This window comes from Polaribacter sp. HL-MS24, from assembly GCF_032758595.1.
In the GTDB taxonomy this organism is placed as follows: Bacteria; Bacteroidota; Bacteroidia; order Flavobacteriales; family Flavobacteriaceae; genus Polaribacter.
Genome location: NZ_CP136415.1, coordinates 1,135,099 through 1,160,302, shown reverse-complemented (window position 1 = coordinate 1,160,302; position 25,204 = coordinate 1,135,099). Strand labels below are relative to the sequence as shown.

Genomic DNA, 25,204 nt, shown 5'->3' with positions numbered 1-25,204 from the left:
AAAAATCTGCTACTTCCTTAGTTTTCTTTTCTTGTACAACTGTTCAAAAAAAGAGTTGCTGTTGACGACTACAGTTGTTCCAAACTTAGCAGAAATAATTTTAACAAGAACCGTTGGAGGTTCTAAAAACGATATCGCAAAATCCGTTGTAAAAACAATCGATGGTGGAGCGGCTGTTCTAGGCTATTCTCAAAGTACCGATGGAGATATTTCCGACAAAACCGATGAAAATTTTGATTTTTGGGTCCTCAAATTGGATGCTGAAAGCAACATCGAATGGAGTACAACCTTTGGGGGTACCCAAGACGATCGCGGGAACGACATTATTCAAACCAATGATGGCGGCTTTGCTGTTTTAGGCTATAGTACTAGTTCAGATGTAGATGTGCTGGAAAATGCAGGATCACAAGATTTTTGGATCCTTAAACTCGATGCACAAGGCACTATTTCTTGGAGTAAAACCTTTGGGTATTCGGGAGCCGACTTTGGAACGACCTTACTGCAAGCCTCAGACAACAGTTTTTTAATTACCGGAGTTTTGGACGTGACTGCTTCTGGTGGGCAGGGCAATTCTCGAAATTCTCAACGACATGCGGGTGGCGATATTTGGGCAATAAAACTCAGTGAAAATGGAGAACTATTGTGGAGGAACTATTTTGGCGGATCCTATACAGATACTCCTTTTGGAGTGATCGAAACAGCAGACAAAAATTTTATCATCGTGGGTTCCTCCGACAGTGCGGATATTGACATCTCAAACAACAATGGATCTTATGATTTTTGGGTGCTTCAGATTTCTCCCGAGGGAAATCTTCTTTGGGAAAAAAGTTTTGGAGGGTCAGAAATTGATGAAGCAAGAGCTATTACAAACACAAATGATGGTAACTTTCTTATTGTTGGCGATACAAGAAGTGCCAACAATGATGTTTCCAATACTAACGGCGCAGCCGATTTGTGGGTTGTAAAAATGAGTCCTTTGGGCGATTTACTTTGGGAAAAAACCTATGGTGGATCTAGTTTTGATGTTGGCCGATCTGTTTCTCAAACTCAAGATAACGGTTTTCTTATTTCAGGAAGTTCTCGAAGTGAAGACAATAGTTTTACAAATCAAGGTCAGAACGATGCTTTAGTTCTCAAAATAAATGCAGAGGGGACCCTCGTGTGGAAAAAAACAATTGGAGGTTCTGAAATCGATTTTTTGTATGATGCAGTACAACTCAATAATAATACAATCATTGCTGTTGGCGAAACCCAAAGCTCTAACGGCGATTTAAACGAAAATAAAGGCTTTTCAGATGCCTTAATTATAACAATAAAATAGCCATGAAAAAAGTTCTATTCCTTTGTGCAAGTCTACTTTTTCTTTTTTCGTGTACCTCATCAAAAAAAGATCTAGAAGCACCTGTTGGCATCCATTTCTCTCATTTCTGGGACAGTACTTCTGTAAGCACAGCCGATTTTAATTCTCTAAAATTTATAACTGAAAATGGAGAAAAGATTAGTATTGAAAGATTGAGATATCTCGTTTCTAATGTGATGTTGACCGATGCAAATAACAACACCTTCGAGCTTTCAAAATACCAATTAATCAATCTTGGAGAAAATCAAATTGATATTCCTGCGATTGAAGTTCCTCTCGGAACCTACACGCTTTCTTTTATCTTTGGTTTTACAGACGCTCAAAATACAGATGGAAGTTACCCCGACTTAAATTCGGCCTCTTTCAATGTTCCGACCATGTTGGGAGGAGGGTACCATTACATGCAATTTGACGGAAAATATATCGGACAAAATTTAGCCCCAGCTCCCTTCAATTATCATGCAATTAGAGCGGTAAACAGAGAAAATCCAAATGCAATTGTATTTCAAGATACCTCATTTAAAGTAGAGCTAGGTGTCCTTTCTGTGAAGAACTCTAAAGAAATTGAAGTGAAAATGAACATTGCAGAATGGTTTAAAAACCCTAATATCTGGGATTTGAATCAACGAAATACGGTTTTAATGCCCAATTTTGAGGCACAACTTTTAATGAGTCAAAATGGAAAATCTGTTTTTAGCCTAGGAGATCCATCACAATACATTCAGTAAAAAAAATGAAATCAATGAAAAACACCTATTTATTTCTTTTCTCCTTTCTTTTTTTGATGAATTGCGCTTCCAAAGAAGAAGACGAGGTGTATACCCCCGTTCCTTATACTTTAGAAATACCGTCCTTATTTGCAAGCAAATTAATTGCACCCGTACTTCCTGTAAATAATCCACTTACAGAGGAAGGTGTTGCCTTAGGGAAAAAATTATTTTTTGACAAGCGCCTTTCTGGGGACCATACACAATCCTGTGCAAGTTGTCACAATCCTCGAAACTCATTTGCAGAAAATCAACCGTTTAGTGAAGGAATCGATGGCGTTTTTGGAAACAGAAATGCAATGCCAATATTCAATCTTGCATGGAATTTTGACGAGCGCTTTGCATGGGATGGTAGAGAGCTGAGTCTTGAAAGACAAGCATTAGAACCCGTGAGAAACCCTATAGAGATGCACTCCAATTGGAAAAGAGTTGCTGAAAAACTAGCAGCAAGCCCAGAATACCCAGATATGTTTGCACGAGCGTTTGGGAGCTCAAAAATAGACTCAATTGGAATCACTAAAGCCATCGCACAATTTGAAAGAACCATTATTTCAGGAAATTCGAAATTTGACCGTTTTTTAAGAGGAGAAACCTCCTTATCTTCTGAAGAACAAAATGGCTTTGATGTGTTTATGGACGAAGCGAAAGGAGACTGTTTTCACTGCCATGGCAGTAATCAAAATCCACTTTGGACAGATAATAAGTTTCACAATAATGGCTTGGACGCTACATTCTCTGACCTTGGCTTGGGCGCTGTTACTGGAGACCCCAACGACAACGGAAAATTCAAATCTCCCTCGCTCCGTAACTTACGTTTTACGGCACCTTACATGCATGATGGACGCTTTACAACCTTAGAACAAGTCATCAATCATTATTCTAACGGATTAAAGCAATCATCAACCATCGATCCCTTAATGAAAAAAGTAGCTCAAGGAGGCGTTCGATTATCTCCTCAAGAAAAAATGGATTTAAAAGCCTTTTTACTTAGCCTTTCAGATCCAGAATTTATCAATAATCCAGCCTTCAGAGAATAATCAAAAAAACCAATAGTAATATTGTTCTTGTAAATGAAAGTTTCATTCTTTTTTACGACTTAAATTGTATATTTGCAATCAATTTAGATTTAATCTAGTTAAAATTATGATAAAAGTTTCAGACACAGCAAAGAAAAAAGTCATTGAGCTAATGACCGATGAGGGTTTTGACGCTGCCATCGACTTTGTTCGAGTAGGTGTAAAAAGTGGAGGTTGTTCTGGTTTATCTTACGACTTAACTTTTGACAATAAGAGAGAGGAAAACGACAAGGTTTTTGAAGAAAATAATATCAAAATAATCGTTGACAAAAAGAGCTTTTTATATTTAGTAGGGACGACCCTTGAATATTCTGGCGGATTGAACGGAAAAGGATTTGTGTTTAACAATCCAAATGCAAATAGAACATGTGGATGTGGAGAGTCATTTTCTCTTTAAAAAATTTGGAGACGATGCATACGACAGCAGTAGGCACAACATTTAAAAAAGATTATACAGTCAAACAAACAGTTCTTCAAGCGCTATAATGAGCACTTTTACTGAAGGACTTAAAAAATAAAAAGAACAATCATTGGTTTTGAACAAATTGATAAGTGAATTGATCGATTATTTAAAGAAAAGTGAGTTTCAAGGAAGTAGGTATAAAAGTGAGTACAAACAACCTTGAATTTTTAACAATGAACTTTGAATTATGAAGTATACAGAAGACGACTTAAGAGAAGAATTAAAAACCAAAGAGTATGAATACGGTTTTTATACAGATATTGAAAGTGAAACCTTTGCAAAGGGGTTAAATGAAGATGTGGTTCGTGCAATTTCTAAAAAGAAAAACGAGCCTCAATGGATGACTGATTGGAGGATTGAAGCTTTCCGTGTTTGGGAAAAAATGGAAGAGCCAGAATGGGCAAATGTGAACTATGAAAAACCAAAATTTCAAGACATTGCTTATTATTCTGCACCAACAAAAAAACCTAAACTAAATTCTTTGGACGAAGTTGATCCAGAATTATTGGACACTTTTAAACGTTTGGGAATTTCTTTAGACGAACAAAAGAAGTTAGCAAATGTTGCCGTCGATATTGTTGTCGATTCTGTTTCTGTAGCGACCACTTTCAAAAAAACACTAGGAGAAAAAGGGATTATTTTTATGCCGATCTCTGAAGCCATTCAAGAACATCCTGAATTGGTTCGAAAATATTTAGGAACCATTATCCCAACAACAGACAACTTTTATGCAGCTTTAAATTCGGCCGTTTTTTCTGACGGTTCTTTTTGCTATATCCCAAAAGGAGTGCGTTGTCCGATGGAATTATCAACCTATTTTAGAATTAATCAAGGAGGAACAGGACAATTTGAAAGAACATTGGTGGTTGCAGATAAAGGAAGTTTTGTCTCTTATCTGGAAGGCTGTACTGCACCTAGTAGAGACGAAAATCAGTTGCATGCAGCTGTAGTTGAATTAATTGCCTTAGACGATGCTGAAATAAAATATTCAACTGTACAAAACTGGTATCCAGGAAATGCTGACGGATTGGGGGGTGTTTACAACTTTGTAACCAAAAGAGGCTTGTGTGAAAACAATGCAAAAATCTCTTGGACACAAGTAGAAACAGGTTCTGCCATCACATGGAAATATCCTTCATGCATATTGAAAGGAAACAATTCTGTAGGCGAATTTTACTCGATTGCAGTAACCAATAATCATCAGCAAGCAGATACTGGAACTAAAATGATTCATTTAGGGAAAAACACAAAATCAACCATTATTTCAAAAGGAATTTCTGCAGGAAAATCTCAAAACAGTTATAGAGGTTTGGTTCAAATTGGAGCTAGAGCAGAAAACGCAAGAAACTTCTCTCAATGTGATTCTTTATTAATGGGAAATGCATGTGGCGCTCATACCTTTCCGTATATCGAAGTAAAAAACAAATCAGCACAAGTAGAACACGAAGCAACCACGAGTAAAATTGGAGAAGAACAATTGTTCTACTGCAATCAGCGAGGAATTGATACTGAGAAAGCAATCGCATTGATTGTAAACGGGTTTAGTAAAGAGGTTTTGAACAAACTCCCAATGGAATTTGCAGTAGAAGCTCAAAAATTATTAGAGATTAGTTTGGAAGGCTCTGTGGGATAGGAAACGCACCTTTCAATCACAACTACAGCTGAAGAGAATCAAATTAGAAAATAGGAAACGCTCATAACATATAGCAAATAATAAGATGTTAAAAATAGAAAATTTACACGCAAGTATCGAAGATAAATCAATTTTAAAAGGATTGAATTTAGAAGTAAAAGCAGGTGAAGTTCATGCAATTATGGGACCCAATGGTGCTGGAAAAAGTACTTTGGCAAACATTATCGCTGGAAAAGAAGAGTACGAAGTAACTGCTGGAAATATTGAATTAAACGGAGAAGATATCAGCGAATTATCTCCAGAAGAAAGAGCTCACAATGGAGTGTTTTTATCGTTTCAATATCCCGTAGAAATACCTGGAGTCTCTGTAACCAACTTTATCAAAACAGCCATCAACGAAACCCGTAAAGCAAAAGGGCTGGAAGACATGCCTGCAAAAGACATGTTGAAAATGATTCGTGAAAAATCAGAATTATTAGAAATCGATCGTAAATTTTTATCCCGTTCATTAAACGAAGGATTTTCTGGAGGAGAGAAGAAACGAAACGAAATTTTTCAAATGGCAATGCTAGCACCAAAATTAGCCATCTTAGATGAAACAGACTCTGGATTGGATATTGACGCTCTGCGTATTGTAGCAAACGGAGTAAACAAGCTAAAGTCGAAAGACAATGCGGTCATCGTAATTACGCATTATCAGCGTTTGTTGGATTATATCGTTCCCGATTTTGTCCATGTTTTACACGATGGTAAAATCGTAAAATCTGGAGACGCTTCTTTGGCCTTAGAGCTTGAAGCAAAAGGATATGATTGGATTAAACAGGAGCTGGTTTAATATCGTTTCTGTTGTTGAATACGTTTTTTTTTTGGCAACTTGCTTGTAATTTATCTCAACATATTTTGCAAATTTCCAACCTACTGAACTTAAAAATGAGATGAATACTTTTTCAGGTTACGTAAAGGACAATATTGCTGAAGAAGAATTACAGAGTGCAACTATTAAAACAATTAAGACAGCAAATTTTATTAGCTATTTAAATAAAAGAGATTTTAAAGGCCGAAGTTCAAGAGAGAAAACTTGAAAAGAAAGAACCTTTACACCTGAAACTTGTAAAAATAATGGAATTAAAAGATAAATTAGTAGCCTCTTACGTAGCCTTTGAAAATCGAGTAGAGATCGATTCAGATGTTCATGAAATTCGTTCTAAAGCGCTTCAGAGCTTTGAAAAATTAGGCTTTCCTACCAAAAAACTAGAAGCTTGGAAATACACCTCTTTAAATTCAGTTTTAAAGCAGGACTACAGTTTGTTTCCAAACAAAGAGGTTTCTATTGAATTGGCCGATGTAAAAAAGTATTTTATTCACGATATCGATAGCTATAAAATTATTTTTATAGACGGTACCTACAGTTCTTTTTTATCAGAAACTTCACACGACAAACTGGATGTTTGCTTAATGTCTTCTGCCTTAACCAAACCCAAGTACAAAGCGGTTATTGAAAATTATTTCAATAAAATTGCCACACAAGACAATTTAACTTCTTTAAATACAGCATTTGCTTCTGAAGGGGCTTACATTCATATTCCTAAAAATACGGAAGTTGAAAAGCCGATTCAAATCATCAATTTTACAACCGGTTCAGAAGCAGCAACCCTATTGCAGCCTAGAAATTTAATCGTTGTTGAAGAGAACTCTCATGTTCAAATTATTGAACGTCATCAAAGTTTGACTAGCAACCCTGTTTTAACGAACGCAGTAACTGAAATTTATGCTGATAAACGTGCCTTTGTAGATTACTACAAAATTCAAAATGATGACAACAACGCTTCTTTGGTAGACAATTCTTATATAGAACAGAAGTCGAATAGTATCGTTTCTGTGCACACTTTTTCTTTTGGAGGGAATATTACCCGAAACAATTTGAACTTTTACCAACGTGGAGAGTACATCGATTCTATTTTAAAAGGGATCACTATTATTGAAGGAAAACAACATGTAGACCACCATACTTTGGTGCATCATATTGAGCCAAACTGTGAAAGTCATCAAGATTATAAGGGAATATATGACGAACGCTCAACAGGAGTGTTCAATGGTAAAGTAGTTGTCGAAAAAGAGGCACAGAAAACCAATGCATACCAAAAAAACAACAATGTTTTAGTGAGTGACAAAGCGACCATCAATGCAAAACCTCAGTTAGAGATTTTTGCTGATGATGTAAAATGTTCTCACGGATGTACCATTGGACAATTGGATGACGATGCTTTGTTTTATATGCAACAACGTGGAATTCCAAAAAAGGAAGGAAAAGCTTTGCTGATGTATGCCTTTGCAAATACAGTGTTGGAGAGCGTAAAAATACCAGAAGTAAAACAACGAATTACCAAGTTGATTGCCAAAAAACTAGGTGTTGATATTGGCTTTGATTTGTAAGTATTCTTCTTGCATTTGTTAAATAATACAAACCACACAAATTGTGTGGTTTTTTTTATTCCATTGAAAAAAGGAGTCGGCAATTCTGAAATGCTACTTTATACTTTCCAAAACCCCCTTCAAAAACAAATTTTCGTCAAAATTCAACAATCCAAAACGGACAATGACCATTTCTTGATCAGGAAAAACATAGACTCGCTGCCCTTGATATCCATCTGCATAATACATGCTTTTAGGTACATCTTTAAATTGCTTTTCTGTATTTAACCAAAACTGTGCTCCATAGCTTCCCTCAGAGGTGGGTGTGGGAGTAGTAGCATATGCAACCCAATCTTTGCTAAATAATTGTTCGCCATTCCAGTTCCCGTTGTGTAGGTACAACAATCCGAATTTTGCCCAATCTCTTGCAGTAGCCCAAGCATAGGAAGAAGCAACATAGTTCCCTGCCAAATCGGCCTCTAAAATCATGGAGTGCATTCCTATTTTATCAATCAAATCGGTATACCAAAAATCTAAATATGCTTGATGACTTTCAAACTGTGACCGCAGAATTCCCGACAATAGATTGGTTGTGCCAGAGGAATAATACCAAGATTCATTAGGCTTCCCTACCAAAGGTTTTTCTGCCTGCATTTTCGTCATATCTCGTTCTAAAAATAACATTTTGGTAGCATCGGAGATTTCATCATAGTTCTCATCCCACTCCAAGCCCGAATTCATTTGCAATAAATGATGAATGGTAATTTCTTTTCTAGCATCATCTTGCTAGGAGGCAACGGGAGCTTTGTCTTGAATGTTTATTTTTTTTTGATGTGCCAATACTCCAAAAACTGTACTCAAAATACTTTTAGTCATCGACCAGCCTAATATTCTGGAGGAAGCATCAAAGCCTTGTGAATACTTTTCAGAAATAATATGATCTTTGTAAAGCACCACCACAGCTCTCGTTTGATCACTTCCAAAAATTGAATTGACCGAAGTTTCAACTCTTTCATAATCTATATTTGTGAAAACAGTATCTTTTGGGGCCGCACTTCCATAAGGGTAGGGTTCTGTGTGGTTCTTTGTTTTTGATCGCTTAGGAACTAAATAAGGGGCGGTTTCGTCGGCTTCAGTGAGCGTTAAAACAGATCCCAAACCTTCTCGCATGATGGCTTTTCTTGTCAGCAATCCCAAAACAGACGAAGTGGCTGTCTTCTTTTCAAGATCTACGGCATCGGCTGCCAAATGCACGGGTGAAAAATTATTGTCATTCTGATCTGTAAACGCTAAACTTCGCTTCGCTAAAAAAACAGAGGAAGCCGTACTTTTTGCAGAATAACCTGCAAGAATATTTAATTTTGGATAATTATAAATAACAATGGCACTTACAAAAAGGACCAGTAAAAGTAAAATTCGCTTTAAAATTATCATCATTTTTATTTTAGTGATGTAAAAATAAGAAAAACATATTGAGTTTATCAAAACTTTAAAAACTCAACCTTTATCTTTGCACTATAAATACAATTGGTATGATACATATTGACAAAATTCGTGAAGATTTCCCAATTCTAAAAAGAATGGTCAACGGAAAACCGTTGGTGTACTTTGACAATGCGGCAACTTCACAAACCCCGCAAATTGTAATCGATGCGATTGTTGATTATTACAGCAATTACAATGCAAACATTCACCGAGGCGTTCACAGCTTAAGCCAAGAGGCTACCGACAAGTACGAGGAAGCTCGTATCAAGGTACAGCAGCACTTTAATGCAGCCCATGCGTATGAAATTATTTTGACTTCTGGCACCACCGACAGTATTAATCGAGTTGCTTCTGGATTTGCTTCCTTTCTTAAAAAAGGAGATGAAATTATTGTTTCTGCTTTGGAACATCATTCAAATATTGTTCCCTTAGCAAATGCTTTGTGAAAAAACAGGTGCTCTTTTAAAGGTCATCCCAATGAATTTGGACGGCTCTTTACAAATGGATACTTATCACAATATGGTGAACGAAAAGACCAAAATTGTGTTTTGCAATCATGTTTCAAATGCCTTGGGAGTTGTCAACCCTATTGAGGAAATTATTGAAAAAGCACACCAATTTGGTGCTGCTGTTTTGATTGACGGAGCTCAAGCAACCCCCCATATAAAACCCAATGTACAAGCTTTAAATGTTGACTTTTATGTGGCATCGGCCCATAAACTATGCGGCCCTACGGGAGTCGGTTTCTTATACGGAAAAAAAGAATGGCTAGAAAAACTCCCTCCCTATCAAGGTGGAGGAGAAATGATCGATACCGTTACTTTTGAAAAAACAACCTATGCTGGATTGCCGCATAAATTTGAAGCTGGAACACCAGATATTTGTGGAGGAATCGCTTTTGGTGTTGCCTTAGACTATATGAACTCTATTGGTTTTGATGCCATTGCTGCTTACGAATCCGAATTGTTAAACTATGGAACTCAGGAACTTTTAAAGATTGAAGGTGTGAAAATTTATGGAACAACCACACACAAAACAGCCGTAATTTCTTTTAATGTTGGTGAAATTCACCCCTATGATATTGGGGTAATTTTAGACAAATTAGGGATTGCTGTCCGAACTGGACATCACTGTGCACAGCCTATTATGGATTTCTATAAAATTCCAGGAACCATCAGAGCTTCCTTTTCTTTTTACAATACCAAAGATGAAATTGATACTTTCATTTCAGCTCTTAAAAGAGCAATTTTAATGCTCTCATAAAATTTCTGAAGGGCTTTCATCTGTAAATTTTACATAGAAAAAGGTTGTGCCAATGCACAACCTTTTTTTCATCTCATATTTCTCAATGTTTATGGTAACATTGGAGAAAAATTTGTTACATAGTCTTTCGCTTTCGCCAAACCTCCAGTGGCCATTGTAAAGTTAGAACCAAATTCAGCATCCATAGCAGCTAAGATTTTGTTTGCCATTAAAGCATACCCTCTCGCTGTTAAGTGAACTCCATCCAAACTTATCAAGCCTCCAAAAACCAAGCTTGTATTCATTACATATTGATCAAACTGAATTCCTGTAGAAGCTTCTTGTAAAACTCCTTTGAAGTCGACTAAAGCTAGATTTGGATTTGCATTTGCAATTGCTTCAATCGTGTTGTTATAAGCATCTGTTGCCGTTTTTACTTTGGCTTGCTCTTTGGCAGTTAAAACCCATTGGTTTGCCAAAGGAACACCAACACCATTCACCGTTACTGGATTGTTAGGGTCTGCTAAAGTTCCTATAAATGACGCCGCAGTCAATACAATTAAATCATTTGCCGTTGCTTGTCTGTATTGAGGAATTGCTGCAAATGCAGGATTGATAGCTCCTAAATCTGTTAAATCTTCATCTACAATCACAACAGCATTTTGACCTGCTGCAAAAGAAATTGTTCTTTGTGCTACCTCTGCGTCAGCTTGTTCTTGTGTCATTAATCCGTATCCTACCAAAGCTCCAAAAGCTTGTTGAACTCCGCCATTATACGCCGCATAAGCACCGTTTACAAATGCTGCCGTTGCTGCGTCTAAAGGAACAGGATTGTGAGGTACCGTAGTAAAGTATGCCAATGAGGTAACATAAGGTACGTTTGCCACAACACCTTTTGCTCCATTTGCTGTTAGAGCAATAGCCATTCCGGAAAAAACTTGTGCAAAGACATTTGGATCTGTAATATCATTCCCTCCATACGTTGAAGGGTCAAAATTTCCTGTTTGATCTACACCAGAACCTCCAGAAGTTGCATATCCTAAAACATCATTTCCTCCAATTTCTGATAAGGTGAAAAAGGTTGGGCTTTGTGCTAAAGCATCTCCCAATACCGTAGCTGTAGGACTAGAAGCCATTCTGCCAAAATATGGGTTTAAAGTCCCATAGCCAGGAACTCCTAAGTGGAAACTTTTGGCACCAGGAACTCCCATATTGTTAAAAGGTCCCGAAATTACATCGGTTACTTGTGTGGTTGGAGTCGCAGCCAAACGTGCAGGTCCAGCTCCATTAAAATACAGTCTTGGCTCTAAAACTACCGAAGCTCCAAATACCATTCCTCCAACATTATCATTCATTAAAGGTTGGGTAAAATCGGTTCCAAACTTCCCTGCCAAAATATTTGGAAAAGAATTTTCTTGTGCCGCTATAAATAAAGCTCCATCTGAATATCCAGAAGTAAATGATGCTCCAATAGAAACATATTTTGAGAAATCAAGTCCGTTGGTACTTAATAAAACCTCCTCTACGATTTCTGCTTCAATCTCGTCTAATTCGTTGTTGACATCACAGGAAACCAATCCTAATGATAAAAGGAACAACCCTATATATTTATAATTTTTCATTGAAATAATCATTTTAATTAGTTATTAATTGTCCAAGAAACATAGTATTGAGAACCAATTGCACCAACTCCTGGTGCGCTTAAGTACTCTTTTCCTGTTAAGTTTGCGCCTCCCACCTTAAACACAGACTTCCAAGCTGGAACACTGTAATTTACTTGAGCATCTAGAACAGTTCTAGAAGCGATATCTGCATCTAAAAAGGTAGATTCCCAGCGATATTCGTCTTGCCATCTAGCATTGATATTAAACCCAAAGTTTTTAAATACATTTGGATTTCCAAATTGCACTTTTACTTTGTGTTCAGGTGTATTGAATCCTGCCTCAAAGTCAGGATCAGAAGCTTGATCAAAATCAAACTTTGCATACGTGTAATTTACTCCTAAGTTATATTCTTCAAATAGCTTTGTGTTTATTCCGATAGTCGCCCCATAAGAACTTATTTCTGCAGAGGTATTGGTATACGTTGCAAAAGCTACATAATCTCCAGCGCTTAAAGCAACGATTGATAAAGGTACTTGAGCTCCTCCAGGACCTACAGGTGCTGTTTGAGTTAAAGCAGTGTCACCGTAAAATGGAACAACTACGTTTTTCCCTGCAATAAAATCTTCGTATGCATTATAGTATACACTTAAATCAACCGTAAAACGAGAAGATTCAATATCAATCAAACCTCTGTATCCAACTTCATATGCGGTAACTTTTTCTGGCTTTACCAAAGCAATATTAGCTTTCGAAGGTGTTGCAACCTTTCCTGCTGCAAAAGCACTCACAGACGTTGCCGAAAATGCATTCTCATAGGCAGACCTTCCAGAAATTGAAATTGTTCCAGTTCCTGTAAAATTTTGACCCAATCCACTTACATCTAATGCTGGCGTAGAAAAACGATCTAAATTATCTGGTGCCGAACCGATTAAATAAGCTCTCCCTGCATTTAAACCAATATACTGATCTTGCGTAGTTGGATTTCTAAATCCTGTTTGAAAGGAGGCTCTAAAGTTTTGATTTTTGTTCTCTCCTCCTGCATAGGCAAAAGAAACTCTTGGTGAATAATTACCTTCAAAATTTTGCGCCTTGTCATAGCGAACAGAAGCGGTTAATTTTAAACGATCTTCCTCTAAAAAGTTTTTTTGCATTTGAGTATAAATCCCATATTCATTATAATTAATCGCACCATCATAGTCGGTAAAAATACTACCGTTAGAGTTTAAAGAGTACAATCTATACGAACCTCCAACTTGAAACTCTGCCCAATTAATGACTTCATTCAAATTGTAATTTGCATCTGCATGATATAATTTGGTATTGTCTTGAAATTTAGATCCTGTTACTAAATCAGGGTCTGATGTAATTCTATTAAAAGCTTCTTGAAAACCTGCAGACCCTGGTAATAATCGCCCTGCTTCAGCAGTTTGTCTAGCCAATGCGTGAGCTTGGTCAGAGTTCATTCCTCCTAAAGTTCCTTGAAGGTATGCTCCTGTATATTCACCAAACCAAGTGTTGTCATCTTTCCACGCTCTGTTAATGTTAATGGCTGCAAAACGAGTGTCATAAGAATCTCCCGCATCTTCGTTTGTCATATATCCTCTTACAAAAAAACTTTTCCCTCTAACCTCAAGTTTGTGTTGCTCCATAAAGAAGTTCTTGATGTTGTACCTATTAGTTCCTTGATAAATCGTGTTTCCATTTCCGTATTTAGAATTCCAGATAATTTCCAAACGGTCATCTCCTAAAGGACGATAATTTAACGAAGCGCCAAACTTCAAACTTCTTGCGTCATAAGACATCAAGTCCTTTTCATCGTATCCTGTTCTACTGATTGTTTCACTTGGAATTAAAGCAGCAGCTCCACTTGGAAAAATCCCCATAGATTCTAACGTTTCTGCAACTCCTTTTATATTTGTAGAAACCTCATCTCCATAAACATTTAGCCCATCATAATTTCTATCAGAGTTTCTATCTCCTGAAGTGTAAGCGCCCTCAAATGTGTTTCTATAGTCTGTTGCAAACCATTCAGTTCCATCTAAATATGATAACGTGGCTTTGGCAGCAAATTTATTTGAAAAAGCATGTGCCATTCTAATATTGACATCATAAAATTTATTGTCTCCTGCAGCATCCTGACTAGTCAACCCGTCTTTGTACGAAAGGCTAATTCCTTGATGATCAAAAGGACTTTTACTGGTCATAAACATAATTCCGTTAAAAGCGTTAGCACCATATAGCGCAGAAGAAGCTCCTAAGTAATTCAACCGTTTCAACGTCCAATTCAGACATTCCTAATAAATTTCCTAGGGCAAAGTTCAAGGCTGGAGAAGAATTATCCATTCCGTCTACCAATTGCATAAAACGCGTATTGGCAAAAGTTGCAAAACCACGAGTGTTTACAGACTTAAAAGTCAAACTACTTGTGTTTATATCTACCCCTTTTAAATTTTCTAACCCGTCATAGAATGAAGGAGCAGAAGTGTTTTTAATGGCTCTTGAGTCCATTCTTTCTATTGTAACTGGAGACTCCATAATACGTTCTGGAGTTCTAGATGCCGAAACAACAATTTCATCTAAAGAAGTTGCATTTTCAGTAAGGTTCACAACGACTTCTTGGTTGTTGGTCGTGATTTCAACATTTGCAGGCTGATAGCCTATCATTGAAATTTCAATTGTAAATGGTGGGGTATCTGTAACTTGTAATACAAAACTTCCATCAAAATCTGTGCTTGTTCCCACAGCTTTTCTAGCCACTTTAATGTTTGCACCATAGGCAGAGTTTCTCCTGTGTTTGCGTCATTTACTGTCCCTGTAATCGTTGTTTGGGCAAACATAGCTGCACTTCCAAAAACCACAAAAGCTAGTAGTAAAATCTTTTTTATCATAATTTGAATTATTAGTTAACTCTACGAAAATACACTTTTTTTTGATTTGTTAATTATTTTAACAGTTTTTTTAGCTAATTAATAACTGATCCATTTTTAATTATCGATACTATAATTCAAAAAAAGCCTTTATTTAAATTGAACAAAGTGTACATTTGTACTTATAAATTATCCACTTTTTGAAAACCTTTCACGACATTTCCACCTTTGAAACCAACGAAAAAACCTTTGTAACTATTGGAACTTTTGATGGAGTCCATTTTGGTCACAAAGAAATTATCAGCAAACTGGTTGAAGATGCAAAAAGAGCAGGAAAAAAATCAGTATTACTAACCTTTTTTCCACACCCTAGAATGGTGCTACAAAAAGACACCAACATTGCGTTGATCAATACCATTGAAGAACGAGCGACGCTTTTAAAAAAAACAGGGTTGGACTACCTCATCATTCATCCTTTTAACATTGCCTTCTCAAAACTAACTGCTTTCGATTTCGTTCGCGATCTCTTGGTAAAGCAATTGAATATTTCAAAATTAATCATCGGGTATGACCATCATTTTGGAAAAAACCGTGAAGGGAATATCGAACAATTGACCGAGTACAGCCAACAATTCAATTTTTCTGTACAAGAAATTCCTGCACAAGACATTGACAATGTCTCTGTCAGCTCTACCAAAATCCGAAAAGCCTTAGCTTCTGGAAATTTAAAAACCGCCAACAAATATTTGGGCTACCATTTCATGTTGTCGGGAAAAGTTGTCAACGGTAAAAAATTAGGTGGAAAAATTGGCTTTCCAACTGCAAATATTGAAGTCATTGAAACGTATAAATTGATTCCAAAAACGGGAGTGTATGTAGTAAAATCGACCATCAACGAAGAGGCCATCTACGGAATGATGAATATTGGAAATCGCCCAACAGTTTCTGGAAAACACCAAACGATCGAAGTTCATTTTTTTGATTTCAATAGTGACCTATACCATCAATATCTTACTATTGAATTGATTTATTTTCTCCGAGATGAGAAAAAATTTGACACACTAGAGCTGTTAATTTCTCAACTTCAAGAAGACGAAAAAATAGCTCGGACTCATCTAAAGGGACTCTTATAGTATTTTATTTTCATCCAATGCCTTCTTCCCATAAATCTTACTTTTATTTATAAATTCATGTGAAAACTATTTCACAAATGATATCTTTGCAATACATAATTCTTAGAAAAAATGTTACAAGTACACTTTATTAGAGAAAACAAGCAGGTTGTTTTAGACGGATTGGTAAAAAGAAATTTTGCAAATGCCGAAACCATTGTTGAGCAAGTTTTAACTGCAGATGAAAATCGAAGAAAAACACAAGTTCTTCTTGACGATACACTGGCAGAATCTAATAAGCTTTCTAAAGAGATCGGAACATTTTTTAAGACAGGAGAAGTTCAAAAAGCAACTCTATTAAAAGAAAAAACAGGACAATTAAAAGAACTCTCAAAAGAATTGAACGAGCGGTTGACTATTTTTTCAGAGGAACTCCAAAACGTACTATACCAGATTCCAAATATTCCACATACATCTGTAAAACCAGGAACCTCTGAAGAAGATAATGAGGAAATTTTTCAAGAAGGAACCATCCCTGTTTTACCCGAAAACGCCCTTCCTCATTGGGAATTGGCAAAAAAACACGATATCATCGATTTTGAATTAGGAACTAAAATTACAGGGGCTGGATTTCCAATTTACAAAGGAAAAGGAGCAAGGCTTCAGCGCGCATTGATCAACTATTTTTTAGATAAAAACACCCAAGCAGGCTACACAGAAATTCAAGTTCCCCATTTGGTAAATGAAGCTTCTGGAATTGGCACAGGGCAATTGCCCGACAAAGAAGGACAAATGTATTATATTGGAGAAGATGATCTCTATTTAATTCCAACAGGTGAAGTGCCTATTACTAACATTTTTAGAGGAAACTTGGTGCAAGAATCGGATTTTCCAATTACCTATACAGGATATACGCCTTGTTTTAGACGGGAAGCAGGAAGTTATGGTGCACATGTTCGTGGGTTAAATCGACTGCATCAATTTGACAAAGTAGAAATTGTACGTGTTGAGCATCCCAATAACTCATACCAAGCTTTAGATGGAATGGTGGAACATATTAAAGGAATTTTACGAGATTTAAAATTACCCTATCGAATTCTACGTTTGTGTGGTGGAGACACTGGTTTTACCGCAGCTTTGACCTTCGATTTTGAAGTTTTTTCTACAGCACAAAATAGATGGTTAGAAATCAGTTCAGCTTCTAACTGTGAAACCTTTCAAGCTAACAGATTGAAATTGCGCTTCAAAAATAGTGACGGTAAAAGTGAATTGGCACATACCTTAAACGGAAGTTCCTTGGCTTTACCTCGTGTTTTAGCCGCAATCTTAGAAAACTATCAAACAGAAGATGGAATTCAAATTCCAGAGGCATTGATTCCTTATTGTGGGTTTGATCGCATCTAACGTGTACCGGTTAGAAACCATCGCCTTCATCACCCTATTATAGGAATTCAATTTGACAATGCTTTAAGATAAGCACTCAATTGTCCGTTGCAAATACCCTTTGGCATTTTTTTTGTTGATTTGGTACTGTTTGTTTGGTTTGCTCTTTCATGACGATTCTGTATGGATTCTCTAGTCCTAAAGACAAGCTTCATGCCAGATCAAAATGATCCCTAAAAAATGAAATTGCCAAGAGCTTACATAAAATTTCTTTTTGTTGATTATATTTGAGTCCAAATGAAAAAACGTATTCTCCTTTTTATTTTGCTAATCAGTAGTTTTAGCTATGCTCAAAACAACTACGAGATTGCCAATAATTACTTTGCAGATGGAGCATATGAAAAAGCAACTATCCTCTTCAAAAAACTATACGATCGAAGTCCTTATAATACCACCTATCTGGAAAAATTGATTGCTTGCTATCAAGAAACCAATCAATTTTCAACAGCAGAAACCCTGCTTAAGGCACGAATCAAACAAAATCCTTCACAAGGATATTTGTATGTGCTTTTGGGACACAATTACGAGCGACAAGAACAAAAAGAAGAAGCGGCAAGCTATTACGAAAAAGCACTCTTATCCATTGAAAAAAACCCCAATTACGGAGGTTTAATTGCGTCTGTTTTTAAAAACTACACGCTCTTAGATGAAGCCGTTCTTGCTTATGAAAAAACAGTAGAACACAACCCAAATGCAAATTATAGCTTTCAAATTGCACAGATTTATGGAGAACAAGGAAACTATGAAAAAATGTTTCCATCTTATATTTCACTGATTGATATCAACCCAAATTACCTCCAGACGGTGCAACGCTATCTAAGTCGCTACCTCACCAATGATGGAGAAAATGAGGGTAATGTTTTATTTAAAAAAACCCTTTTACGCAAGGCTGCTAGCAACCCGAAAGATGTTTGGAATATTTTGTTGAGTTGGTTGTTTGCTCTGCAAAAAGACTACGACAAAGCCCTCATTCAAGAAAAGGCCTTGTATCAACGAACTCCTGAAAATCTTTCTAAAATTTTTGGATTGGGAAAAATTGCTTTCGAAAACAACGATTTTAAAACAGCTCAAGAAAGTTTTGATTTTGTGAATCAAAACACCAACATTTCTGAAGAGAAAATTGAAGCACTGTTGTTTCTGGCAAAAATTGCGGTTGAAACCAAAAATCCAAAAGCAGAAAACCAGTTTTTGTCAATTTTTAAGCAATTTGGAGAAAATCATTCTACCATTAAGGTTCAAGTTTCGTATGCCGATTTTTTAAGTTTTCACAAAAACGACCCTACTAAAGCAATTGAAGTTTTAGAAAATGCCCTTCGTTTTTCAGTTTCTAAATTTGACAAAGCACGCATCAAAATAAAACTGGGAGAAGTCTTGGTCTTTACTGGAAGACCAAACAAAGCATTGCTCTATTTTTCTCAAATTCAGGCACAATTAAAAAACCATCCCTTGGCACAAGAAGCAAGATTTAAAGTAGCACAAACCAGTTATTTTAAAGGAGATTTTACTTGGGCAAAAGCACAATTAAAAGTCTTAAAAGGCGCTACAACACAGCTCATCGCAAACGATGCCCTAGCCCTTTTTTTAATAATTTCTGACAATGAGCCGGTTGATTCTATTCCTTCTGGATTGCTCCAATATGCCAAAGCAGATTTGCTTTCATTTCAAAATAAAGACACAGAGGCAATAGAGACTTTAAACGAAATTATTCATGATTTCAAAGGACATCCTATTGAAGATGAAGCCCTCTTTAAGCAAGCACAACTGATGATTAAAAAGAACGATTTAACAAATGCAATTGCCAATTTTGAAAAGGTAATCGCACTAAATCCTGACGGAATTTTAATCGATAATGCGAATTACGAATTGGCAGAATTGTATAATTATCAACTTAATAATCCAGAAAAGGCATCAGAATATTATCAAAAGATTATTTTTGACATCCCTTCGAGTATTTATTTGGTAGCTGCTCGGAAAAAGTTTCGCAAATTACGAGGCGATACCCCCGAATAAACGAACTCTAAAAAAAATCAACAAGAATGTATATCTACAACGTAACCATTAATATCGAAGAAAGTGTTCATGACGAATGGAGGGCTTGGATCGAATCACAAATTGCTTTGGTTTTAAATACAGGTCGTTTTGTATCTGCGAAATTTACAGAAGTGTTGGTTGACGAAGAAATGGGTGGAAAAACATATTCGGTGCAATTTACCGCAAAAACAAAAAAGGATTTGGAAGCGTATTACCAATTTGATGCTGCAAAAATCCAAAAATCTGGAGTCGAAAAATTTGGAGAACGCATGTTGTCTTTTCGGACCGAATTAAAAATCATCAACGAATTTTTCCCAACAACAAGTCATTAAAACATGGAGGTTAAAGCAAAAAAACATTTAGGACAACATTTTTTAAAGGATGAAGGTATTGCAAAAGACATTGCAAATGCTTTGACCGAAAAAGGCTATGATGAGATTTTAGAAATTGGTCCTGGAATGGGTGTTTTAACCAAATACTTATTGCAAAAAAAATCGAAAATCACAGTCATAGAATTGGATCGTGAGTCGGTTGCCTATTTAAAAGATTCCTTTCCAAGCGAGCACATTCAACTCAATACCTCGAAAGAGAAATTTGAAATCGTTGAAGGCGACTTTTTAAAATACGATTTAAAGACTATTTTTAAGAAAAAACAAGTCGCAATTATTGGAAATTTTCCTTACAATATTTCAACTCAAATTGTTTTTAAAGCGATTGAATTTAGAGCATTTGTTCCCGAATTTGCTGGAATGTTTCAAAAAGAAGTTGCCAAAAGAATTGCAGAAAAAAAGGAAGTAAAGTTTACGGAATTCTCTCTGTTTTAACACAAGCCTTTTTTGATGTAGAATATCTATTTACGGTACCACCTGTCGTTTTTGACCCGCCACCTAAAGTGGATTCTGGAGTAATTCGTTTGATTCGAAAGAAAGAGTATTCGCTTCCTGTAGATGAAAAATTATTTTTTAGAGTGGTAAAAACAGCCTTTAATCAACGAAGAAAAATGTTGAGAAGCAGTTTAAAAACCTTTAATCTTTCGGATTCTTTAAAAGAAGACCCTATATTTGCGAAGCGTCCAGAACAATTGTCAGTAAACGACTTTATTGAATTGACAAAAAAACTTATCCTCAATGGCATTTGATATCACAAATGAGCTTTTTGAAAACCTAAGCCGATACATCGACACCAAAGACGATGCAGCTATTAAGTCTCTTTTTATAGAGGTTCACCATGCAGATATTGCCGAAGTTATCGATGAAATTCCGTTTGAAGAAGCGGTATATATCATTAAACTTTTAGACAGTGAAACCACTTCTGCGGTTTTAATGGAAACCGATGAAGATACCCGAGAAAAAATCCTTCAAAATCTTACTGCCAAAGAAATTGCAGAAGAAATTGACGAGTTAGACTCTGATGATGCCGCAGACATGATTGCAGAATTGCCAGAAGATCGGCAAGAAGCAGTAATGTCGAAAATTGAAGACCAAGAACATGTAAAAGAAATTGAAGAATTACTCTCCTATGATGAAAATTCAGCAGGGGGATTAATGGCAAAAGAGCTGGTAAGGGTCAACGAAAATTGGACTGTTTTGAAGTGCGTCAAAGAAATGCGCATTCAAGCAGAAGAGGTTCGACGCGTTCACTCGATCTATGTAGTCGATGATTCGGGGAAATTGAAAGGACGTTTGTCATTAAAAGATTTATTGGTTGCGTCAACACGCACACATATTTCAGAAATTTATATCCCAAAAGTTGATTTTGTAAACGTTCTTGATGATGCAGAAGACATTGCAAACATCATGCGGAAGTATGACTTAGAGGCCATCCCTGTCGTAGATGATCATCAAATTTTATTGGGTAGAATTACGATTGATGATATTGTTGATGTGATCAAAGATGAAGCAGACAAAGATTACCAAATGGCTGCGGGAATTACCCAAGATGTAGAAGCAGATGACAGTATTTTAGACCTTACCAAAGCAAGGCTTCCGTGGCTGTTTTTAGGTCTTTTAGGGGGAGTTGGAGCTTTTATTATTATGGAAGGGTTTCAGCAGGTGTTTGAATCTTATTCTGCGCTTTTCTTTTTTACCCCTTTGATTGCTGCTATGGCAGGAAATGTTGGTGTACAATCTTCTGCAATTATTGTACAAGGTTTGGCAAACGATGACATCAAAGGAAGTATCAATAGCCGATTGATTAAAGAAATGCTCTTAGCTGCTTTAAATGGCTTTCTTTTAGCCGTTTTTCTGTTTCTATTCGTCTGGCTATATCAAGGAACGATCAACTTGGCCATAGCAATTTCTGTATCTTTAATTGTGGTAATTATTGTTGCGGGTTTGATCGGAACTTTTGTTCCTTTATTCCTAAACAAAAGAGGAATAGACCCTGCAATTGCGACAGGTCCTTTTATTACAACTTCCAACGATATTTTTGGAATCCTAATTTATTTTATGATTGCCAAAATGATTCTAGGAATCTAAAGAAATTTTCACAAACAAGTCCCATAAAACTACACCCGTAGTTACAGAAATGTTTAAAGAATGTTTGGTGCCTAGCTGTGGAATTTCGATGCACAAATCGGAAGCATTCACTACTTCTTGTTGCACTCCTTTGACTTCATTTCCCATCACAATTGCATATTTTTCATTTTTTTCTGGGGTAAAAGTATTCAGTTTTGTGCTGTTTTCAGCTTGTTCAATAGCAAGGACTTTAACACCCTCGTTTTTCAGTTTGTGAACCAACTCTAAGGTATCTTCAACATATTCCCAATCTACAGATTCTGTTGCACCCAAAGCAGTTCGATGAATGTCTTTGTTGGGTGGAATTGCTGTAATGCCACATAAATATATTTTTTCTATCAGAAAAGCGTCCGAAGTTCTAAATACAGAGCCAATATTGTTCAGACTTCTAATATTGTCCAAAACAACAATTATTGGTGTTTTAGGAGTAGCCTTAAACGAAGCAACACTAATTCTATTTAACTCGTTATTCTTTAGTTTTCTCATAAAAAATTATATCTTTAAACTCAAATAGATATCGTGACAAAACTAACTGAAAATTTCCAAAAACTTGGCAAAATCCATCCCTAAAAAGGTAACTCCATTAATGAAACAGTACAATGCCATTAAGGTGAAATATCCTGATGCCATGTTGTTGTTTCGCGTAGGCGATTTTTATGAAACCTTTGGTGAAGATGCCAAAAAAGCGGCTCATGTGTTAGGGATTATCCTTACAAAAAGGGGTGCTGGGAGTGAAACCGAAACGGCCTTGGCAGGGTTTCCTCACCATTCCTTAAATACCTATTTGCCAAAATTGGTTAAAGCAGGGATGCGGGTGGCAATCTGCGATCAGTTGGAAGACCCTAAAATGACCAAAACCATCGTAAAAAGGGGGGTTACAGAATTAGTTACCCCTGGAGTTTCTTTAAACGACGAGGTTTTACAAACCAAAACCAACAACTTTTTGGCTGCAGTTCATTTTGAAAAACCCTCCCGAAATGGAGGCTTAATTCAACTTGGAATCTCCTTTTTGGATGTTTCTACAGGTGAATTTTTGGTGGCACAAGGAAATGCAGAATACATCGATAAATTATTACAAAATTTTAGTCCCAGTGAAGTGTTGGTTCAAAAACAACACAAACAGCAATTTTTAGAATTGTTCGAAAACCGATATTATACCTTTTATTTAGACGATTGGGTTTTTCAAGTAGCGTATGCAACCGAAACTTTACAAAATCACTTTGAAGTGAAAAGTCTAAAAGGCTTTGGTGTTCAAGAGCAAAAACACGGAATTATTGCTGCTGGCGCCGTTCTTTACTATTTATCCGAAACACAACACAAACAATTAAAACACATCCAAACAATTCGTAGAATTGCAGAAAATCATTATGTATGGATGGATCGATTTACGGTTCGAAATTTGGAATTGTACAACCCAAATTCTGTAAATGCAGTCACGCTTCTAGATGTTATTGACAAAACCATTTCTCCTATGGGAGGACGATTGTTAAAACGTTGGCTAGCACTTCCATTGAAGAATATTGACGAAATCAGAAACCGCCATGAATTGGTGAAATTTTTTATCGATTCTGAATCTTTTTCACAAACGGTCACCTATCAACTAAAACAAATCTCCGATTTAGAACGGTTGATTTCTAAAGTGGCTACCGCCAAGGCTTCTCCAAGAGAAATCGTCTTGATGAAAAATTCATTGAAGGCCCTTTTACCCATAAAAAACAACGCAGAAAAAAGTAACAATACAACCGTAAAAGAACTCGGAAACCAATTACATCCTTGTGATGATTTGATTGAAAAGATTTCCAAAACGTTGTTTGACGATGCCCCCGTAAACATTAATAAAGGGAATGCGATTGCAACGGGAGTTCATCAAGAATTGGACGATTTGCGTGCCATTTCAAGTTCTGGAAAGCAGTATCTTGATCAAATGTTGGCGCGTGAAACAGAACGCACCGGAATTTCAAGTTTGAAAATTGCGTTTAACAATGTGTTTGGCTATTATATCGAAGTTAGAAATACACATAAAGACAAGGTTCCAGAAGAATGGATTCGAAAACAAACGTTGGTAAATGCAGAACGCTACATTACAGAAGAACTGAAAGAATACGAAACCAAAATCTTAGGTGCTGAAGAAAAAATTCAAAAAATAGAGCAAGAGGTTTTTTCTAAATTATTGCAATATATCATGCAATTTGTTCAAAAAGTGCAAGAAAATGCGCAAATTATTGCAAAAATTGACTGTTTGTTGTCTTTTTCGGTTTTAGCCATTGACCATAATTATGTACGTCCTCAAATGGATGAATCGACCGATTTGGAAATCAAAAACGGAAGACACCCAGTTATTGAAAAACAATTACCCGTTGATCAAAATTATATTGCAAACGATGTGGTGTTGAACCGGAATCAACAACAAATTATTATGATTACTGGGCCCAACATGTCAGGTAAATCTGCGATTTTACGTCAGACAGCACTGATTGTATTGCTAGCGCAAATGGGAAGTTATGTCCCTGCTCAAAATGCTAAAATTGGTGTTGTCGACAAGATCTTTACAAGAGTAGGGGCGAGTGACAATATTTCTATGGGCGAATCAACCTTTATGGTAGAGATGAACGAAACCGCCTCTATTCTAAATAATATTTCTGACCGTAGTTTGGTCTTATTGGATGAAATTGGTCGAGGAACCTCTACCTATGACGGAATCTCAATTGCCTGGGCAATTTCAGAATTCTTGCATGAACACCCTTCAAAACCAAAAACACTGTTTGCAACCCATTATCACGAACTGAACGAAATGACCAGTACTTTTGAGCGAATTAAAAACTTTAATGTCTCTGTAAGAGAACTCAAAGACACTATTGTGTTTTTGCGAAAATTAGTCTCTGGGGGTAGCAATCACAGTTTTGGTATTCATGTTGCAAAATTAGCTGGAATGCCAAATGTGGTGATTCATAGAGCAAATAAAATATTGGCTCAACTGGAAAAAAACAATAAAAATGTGGAAGTAAAAGACGTTCTCAAACAGGCACAGCACGAAGAAATGCAGTTGAGCTTCTTCCAACTGGACGACCCTTTGCTAGAAAATATTAAAGAAGAAATTTTAGCAACCAATATTGATGCGCTGACCCCTATAGAAGCCTTGATGAAATTGAATGAAATAAAAAGAATGTTGACAAAAAAGTAATTATCTTTGTGC

The 25,204-nt window shown here is 36.4% G+C and carries 18 protein-coding genes and 3 pseudogenes; 16 read left to right on the top strand and 5 right to left on the bottom strand.

Translation table 11 applies throughout. From position 1 onward, the window contains the following. Positions 1-61 precede the first annotated feature (61 nt). From RRF69_RS05545 to sufD, 8 genes are all read left to right on the top strand, one after another. A complete protein-coding gene (locus RRF69_RS05545; protein WP_316941035.1) occupies positions 62-1,321 on the top strand; it encodes a hypothetical protein in 1,260 nt (419 codons plus the stop codon). A 2-nt stretch (positions 1,322-1,323) separates the two neighbouring features. Next, positions 1,324-2,088: an MbnP family protein gene (locus RRF69_RS05540; RefSeq protein ID WP_316941034.1), complete on the top strand. Its 765-nt coding sequence runs from the start codon at positions 1,324-1,326 to the stop codon at positions 2,086-2,088. Between the two features lie 5 nt (positions 2,089-2,093). Next, complete coding sequence (locus tag RRF69_RS05535; RefSeq protein ID WP_410479468.1) at positions 2,094-3,164, top strand: cytochrome-c peroxidase; 1,071 nt, start codon at positions 2,094-2,096, stop codon at positions 3,162-3,164. 106 nt (positions 3,165-3,270) lie between these two features. After that, positions 3,271-3,600 carry an iron-sulfur cluster assembly accessory protein gene (locus tag RRF69_RS05530; protein WP_316941033.1) on the top strand — a complete coding sequence of 110 codons (330 nt, stop codon included), beginning with the start codon at positions 3,271-3,273 and terminating at the stop codon, positions 3,598-3,600. A 253-nt stretch (positions 3,601-3,853) separates the two neighbouring features. Then, on the top strand, positions 3,854-5,299 hold the full coding sequence (gene sufB / locus RRF69_RS05525; RefSeq protein WP_316941032.1) for a Fe-S cluster assembly protein SufB: 1,446 nt from the start codon (positions 3,854-3,856) through the stop codon (positions 5,297-5,299). A gap of 85 nt (positions 5,300-5,384) precedes the next feature. Beyond that, positions 5,385-6,134: a Fe-S cluster assembly ATPase SufC gene (sufC, locus tag RRF69_RS05520; protein ID WP_316941031.1), complete on the top strand. Its 750-nt coding sequence runs from the start codon at positions 5,385-5,387 to the stop codon at positions 6,132-6,134. 100 nt (positions 6,135-6,234) lie between these two features. Then, positions 6,235-6,381 (top strand): hypothetical protein, encoded by a 147-nt coding sequence (locus RRF69_RS05515; RefSeq protein WP_316941030.1) that lies wholly within the window; start codon positions 6,235-6,237, stop codon positions 6,379-6,381. A 37-nt stretch (positions 6,382-6,418) separates the two neighbouring features. Next, a complete protein-coding gene (gene sufD / locus RRF69_RS05510; protein WP_316941029.1) occupies positions 6,419-7,732 on the top strand; it encodes a Fe-S cluster assembly protein SufD in 1,314 nt (437 codons plus the stop codon). A gap of 93 nt (positions 7,733-7,825) precedes the next feature. Here sufD and RRF69_RS05505 read toward each other — a convergent pair whose 3' ends face one another. Next, positions 7,826-8,452, bottom strand: a complete 627-nt coding sequence (locus RRF69_RS05505) for a serine hydrolase domain-containing protein (protein ID WP_316941028.1) — start codon at positions 8,450-8,452, stop codon at positions 7,826-7,828. A gap of 45 nt (positions 8,453-8,497) precedes the next feature. Further along, a complete protein-coding gene (locus RRF69_RS05500) occupies positions 8,498-9,148 on the bottom strand; it encodes a hypothetical protein (RefSeq protein WP_316941027.1) in 651 nt (216 codons plus the stop codon). Between the two features lie 95 nt (positions 9,149-9,243). On the opposite strand from RRF69_RS05500, the pseudogene RRF69_RS05495 reads away from it, so the two are divergent. Then, positions 9,244-10,459, top strand: a pseudogene (locus tag RRF69_RS05495) (aminotransferase class V-fold PLP-dependent enzyme). An 89-nt stretch (positions 10,460-10,548) separates the two neighbouring features. Here the strand turns inward: RRF69_RS05495 and RRF69_RS05490 are convergent. Then, a complete protein-coding gene (locus tag RRF69_RS05490; protein WP_316941026.1) occupies positions 10,549-12,060 on the bottom strand; it encodes an SGNH/GDSL hydrolase family protein in 1,512 nt (503 codons plus the stop codon). Positions 12,061-12,077: 17 nt separating this feature from the next. After that, positions 12,078-14,930 (bottom strand): annotated as a pseudogene (locus tag RRF69_RS05485) (TonB-dependent receptor). Between the two features lie 179 nt (positions 14,931-15,109). Between RRF69_RS05485 and RRF69_RS05480 the strand changes: the two are divergent. The 6 genes and pseudogenes from RRF69_RS05480 to mgtE all read left to right on the top strand — a co-directional run bounded on the left by RRF69_RS05480 (position 15,110) and on the right by mgtE (position 21,972). Then, entirely contained in the window at positions 15,110-16,042 is a 933-nt protein-coding gene (locus tag RRF69_RS05480) for a bifunctional riboflavin kinase/FAD synthetase (RefSeq protein ID WP_316941025.1), read from the top strand. 111 nt (positions 16,043-16,153) lie between these two features. After that, a complete protein-coding gene (gene serS, locus RRF69_RS05475; RefSeq protein ID WP_316941023.1) occupies positions 16,154-17,425 on the top strand; it encodes a serine--tRNA ligase in 1,272 nt (423 codons plus the stop codon). A 276-nt stretch (positions 17,426-17,701) separates the two neighbouring features. Next, a complete protein-coding gene (locus tag RRF69_RS05470) occupies positions 17,702-19,474 on the top strand; it encodes a tetratricopeptide repeat protein (RefSeq protein WP_316941021.1) in 1,773 nt (590 codons plus the stop codon). 26 nt (positions 19,475-19,500) lie between these two features. Continuing rightward, a complete protein-coding gene (locus RRF69_RS05465; protein ID WP_316941020.1) occupies positions 19,501-19,827 on the top strand; it encodes a DUF4286 family protein in 327 nt (108 codons plus the stop codon). 3 nt (positions 19,828-19,830) lie between these two features. Further along, positions 19,831-20,633: pseudogene (gene rsmA, locus RRF69_RS05460) on the top strand (16S rRNA (adenine(1518)-N(6)/adenine(1519)-N(6))-dimethyltransferase RsmA). Beyond that, positions 20,623-21,972 carry a magnesium transporter gene (gene mgtE / locus RRF69_RS05455; protein WP_316941019.1) on the top strand — a complete coding sequence of 450 codons (1,350 nt, stop codon included), beginning with the start codon at positions 20,623-20,625 and terminating at the stop codon, positions 21,970-21,972. Before rsmA ends, mgtE begins: the two are co-directional and overlap by 11 nt. Here mgtE and RRF69_RS05450 read toward each other — a convergent pair. After that, the gene (locus RRF69_RS05450) at positions 21,961-22,497 is read right to left on the bottom strand and encodes an RNA methyltransferase (RefSeq protein ID WP_316941018.1); all 537 of its coding nucleotides are present in this window, start codon (positions 22,495-22,497) and stop codon (positions 21,961-21,963) included. The genes mgtE and RRF69_RS05450 overlap by 12 nt on opposite strands. Positions 22,498-22,561: 64 nt before the next feature. Between RRF69_RS05450 and mutS the strand changes: the two genes are divergently transcribed. Next, on the top strand, positions 22,562-25,192 hold the full coding sequence (gene mutS, locus RRF69_RS05445; protein WP_316941017.1) for a DNA mismatch repair protein MutS: 2,631 nt from the start codon (positions 22,562-22,564) through the stop codon (positions 25,190-25,192). Positions 25,193-25,204 lie beyond the last annotated feature (12 nt).

Coding starts and splice junctions, on each gene's coding strand:
- RRF69_RS05500 (WP_316941027.1), bottom strand. CDS start 9,148: ATGATGATAATTTTAAAGCGAATTTTACTTTTACTGGTCCTTTTTGTA.
- RRF69_RS05505 (WP_316941028.1), bottom strand. CDS start 8,452: ATGAATTCGGGCTTGGAGTGGGATGAGAACTATGATGAAATCTCCGAT.
- RRF69_RS05535 (WP_410479468.1), top strand. CDS start 2,094: ATGAAATCAATGAAAAACACCTATTTATTTCTTTTCTCCTTTCTTTTT.
- RRF69_RS05490 (WP_316941026.1), bottom strand. CDS start 12,060: ATGAAAAATTATAAATATATAGGGTTGTTCCTTTTATCATTAGGATTG.
- RRF69_RS05515 (WP_316941030.1), top strand. CDS start 6,235: ATGAATACTTTTTCAGGTTACGTAAAGGACAATATTGCTGAAGAAGAA.
- RRF69_RS05465 (WP_316941020.1), top strand. CDS start 19,501: ATGTATATCTACAACGTAACCATTAATATCGAAGAAAGTGTTCATGAC.
- RRF69_RS05540 (WP_316941034.1), top strand. CDS start 1,324: ATGAAAAAAGTTCTATTCCTTTGTGCAAGTCTACTTTTTCTTTTTTCG.
- serS (WP_316941023.1), top strand. CDS start 16,154: ATGTTACAAGTACACTTTATTAGAGAAAACAAGCAGGTTGTTTTAGAC.
- sufD (WP_316941029.1), top strand. CDS start 6,419: ATGGAATTAAAAGATAAATTAGTAGCCTCTTACGTAGCCTTTGAAAAT.
- RRF69_RS05450 (WP_316941018.1), bottom strand. CDS start 22,497: ATGAGAAAACTAAAGAATAACGAGTTAAATAGAATTAGTGTTGCTTCG.
- sufB (WP_316941032.1), top strand. CDS start 3,854: ATGAAGTATACAGAAGACGACTTAAGAGAAGAATTAAAAACCAAAGAG.
- RRF69_RS05470 (WP_316941021.1), top strand. CDS start 17,702: ATGAAAAAACGTATTCTCCTTTTTATTTTGCTAATCAGTAGTTTTAGC.
- mgtE (WP_316941019.1), top strand. CDS start 20,623: ATGGCATTTGATATCACAAATGAGCTTTTTGAAAACCTAAGCCGATAC.
- sufC (WP_316941031.1), top strand. CDS start 5,385: ATGTTAAAAATAGAAAATTTACACGCAAGTATCGAAGATAAATCAATT.
- RRF69_RS05530 (WP_316941033.1), top strand. CDS start 3,271: ATGATAAAAGTTTCAGACACAGCAAAGAAAAAAGTCATTGAGCTAATG.